This is a genomic window from Mesorhizobium sp. LSJC280B00, assembly GCF_000502835.1.
In the GTDB taxonomy this organism is placed as follows: domain Bacteria; phylum Pseudomonadota; class Alphaproteobacteria; order Rhizobiales; family Rhizobiaceae; genus Mesorhizobium.
This window is the reverse complement of the sequence record NZ_AYVL01000100.1, coordinates 1-2,119: the sequence shown is the minus strand read 5'-3', so window position 1 is coordinate 2,119 and position 2,119 is coordinate 1. Positions and strand designations below refer to the sequence as shown.

Below are 2,119 nucleotides of genomic sequence, written 5' to 3'. Positions count from 1 at the left end.
CCCGATGAAACCGCCGGGATAGTGTGGTGGAACTCACTTACCGAGGCCAATCGCGCGGCTTGGCTGGCGCGGGCCGGCAGCGCCGTCCCTGCGGATGCCTGGGTGGCGTACAAGCGGCTCGGAGATGTCGAGCGTCGGTCGCGGACTTTGAACTGACGAGGGTCCCGCAGCAGCGACGAAGTTTCTCGGATCCAGGTCACAATGACTGGTTCTGCGACGAGGCCCGGCCTTCGGGCTTGAGCCGTTTCCCGACTACGACTTTGTCCGTTGAGCACCTCCCCTTGGTGTCCACTCATGCAGGCGCTCAAGCTGGTTCGGCTCCGGACTTGAAAGCGATCGAGAAATGCCATATCTTCTGCACATAAAATATGACGATTTATGTGGTGAATGAGCTGCTATGGGCCAGGCACCGAAGTTACTCGTGCAGAATGAACCTCTCGTCTTGTCCTATATGGACCGCAACGGGAAGATCGCGATCGAGCAGGTCGCGGACGGTTTTGGCATGTCCAAGGGCCAGCTGGCTCAGACCGCCGGTCTTGCCCGCGAGACCCTCTATCGGTCGGAGCGCAGCCGGACGGTAAAGACGCAGGGACGTCTGCGGGAAATGCTCGAGATCATCAGCCGCGTGGCGGATTGGGCGGGCGGCAAGGAACAGGCGATGGCCTGGTATCGAGCCCAGCCGCTTCCGGCATTCGGCGGGCGCACCGCCGAAGCGCTTGTGAAGGAGGGCAAGGCCGCTGCGGTCCGTGACTATCTCGATCACATGGCCGTTGGTGGCTTTGCTTGAGGTTTGCCGGAACCTGCTACAGGGCGCACGATCCACGTTGGGCATTCAAGCCGACTTCCGGTGATGGAGCGGCGATCCGGGGTGCCCGATTCAATCCCAAGGGTGTGCCGGCGCTTTATCTGGCGCTGACCGTCATGACAGCGGTCAAGGAAGCCAACCAGGGTTTCGCGCATCGGATCGACCCTTGCGTACTGTGTTCCTACGAAGTCGATTGCGACGACATTGCGGACCTGACGACAGAGCAGCAGGCGAGGGGAGAATTCTCCGTCACGCTCGAGGACATGGCCTGCGCCTGGGCGACGGCTCTCAGCGATGGAAATCGCCCAGCGTCATGGTCCATCCATGACCGACTGCGGCCTCAAGGCATTGCGGGCATTCTGGTTCCGAGTTTTGCTCCCGGTGCCAAAACGGAGGATCGCAACCTGGTGCTTTGGCACTGGGGTCCGCATCTTCCTCACAAGGTAACTGAATTCGACCCGAGCGGCCGGCTGCCGAAGAACCAGCTGTCCTGGCGATGAAGCATTCGGGAAGGGCAGGGACGTTTTCGGCTGCAAGTGTCGCGCGACGCTTTCGGGGCAATATCAGTCACCGACCTCGATCGAATTGTGATCGCACCATCCCCGCAACGCTCTTTCCTCCGCATTCGCTGGTCGCGTCCCCACAGGTGGTGTAGCTCGGCGGTAGCGAAGCCGCTCGCGAGCGCGCTCTCGATAGCGCAGTAGCGAGCGAGCGGCTTTGCGGTGGTCATCGACGGTTCGCCGGTAAGGTCGGGTTGCTGACACCAACCTGATTCGAAGGAACCATCGATGACCGACGACATGATGAACCTGCGCGCGCTCGTGGAGAAGACTCCGGATTCCGATCTCTTGCGCGAGATGATCGGCTTTGCCGCCGAGCGGCTGATGGAGCTAGTGGACGGCGCCGCAACCGGCGGTCCGGGTTCCTAAACGATGAGTCTTGCTGCCCTTCCGAGCGTTCGTTCGGCATCGTTGTAGTAGTTCGAGGCCTGCTGCACGGAGCGATGCTGCGACTGCTGCATGGCTTCGGGGAGCGGAATGCCCCGGCGCGCGGTTTCGGTGAGATAGCCGGAGCGCAGGCCGTGGGCGGAGAACGCTGCCGGGTCGAGCCCGGCCTCGCCGATGCGGCGCTTCAGGATCAGGTTGACCGCCTGAGGCGTTAGGGCACGTTTTTCGAGATTGCCCCAACGGTCGATGCCGCGAAACACGGCGCCGTCGGTGATGCCGGCGCGCTCGAGCCAGTCTTTTAGGACCAGCACCGGGCGGCCGACGAGCAGCACAAAAGCGTCGGCGTCGGCTTGCGTCGTCTTGGTGC

General features: G+C 62.4%; 4 protein-coding genes. 3 read left to right on the top strand and 1 reads right to left on the bottom strand.

Going from position 1 to position 2,119, the window contains the following annotated elements; genetic code table 11:
- The first annotated feature begins 397 nt into the window (after positions 1–397).
- The 3 genes from X773_RS73410 (at position 398) to X773_RS77170 (ending at position 1,734) form a co-directional block, all read left to right on the top strand.
- Positions 398–787: an MbcA/ParS/Xre antitoxin family protein gene (locus X773_RS73410; RefSeq protein ID WP_023680962.1), complete on the top strand. Its 390-nt coding sequence runs from the start codon at positions 398–400 to the stop codon at positions 785–787.
- Positions 784–1,305 (top strand): RES family NAD+ phosphorylase, encoded by a 522-nt coding sequence (locus tag X773_RS73405; protein WP_023680961.1) that lies wholly within the window; start codon positions 784–786, stop codon positions 1,303–1,305. The genes X773_RS73410 and X773_RS73405 overlap by 4 nt, the downstream gene beginning before the upstream one ends.
- 288 nt (positions 1,306–1,593) lie before the next feature.
- On the top strand, positions 1,594–1,734 hold the full coding sequence (locus tag X773_RS77170; RefSeq protein ID WP_023680960.1) for a hypothetical protein: 141 nt from the start codon (positions 1,594–1,596) through the stop codon (positions 1,732–1,734).
- Here X773_RS77170 and X773_RS73395 read toward each other — a convergent pair.
- Positions 1,731–2,119: tyrosine-type recombinase/integrase (locus X773_RS73395; protein WP_023680959.1), on the bottom strand; the 389-nt coding region annotated here is incomplete at its 5' end. The genes X773_RS77170 and X773_RS73395 overlap by 4 nt on opposite strands.

Excerpts from the sequence above, each read along its gene's own strand:
- X773_RS77170 (WP_023680960.1), top strand. The coding sequence starts at position 1,594 with ATGACCGACGACATGATGAACCTGCGCGCGCTCGTGGAGAAGACTCCG.
- X773_RS73410 (WP_023680962.1), top strand. The coding sequence starts at position 398 with ATGGGCCAGGCACCGAAGTTACTCGTGCAGAATGAACCTCTCGTCTTG.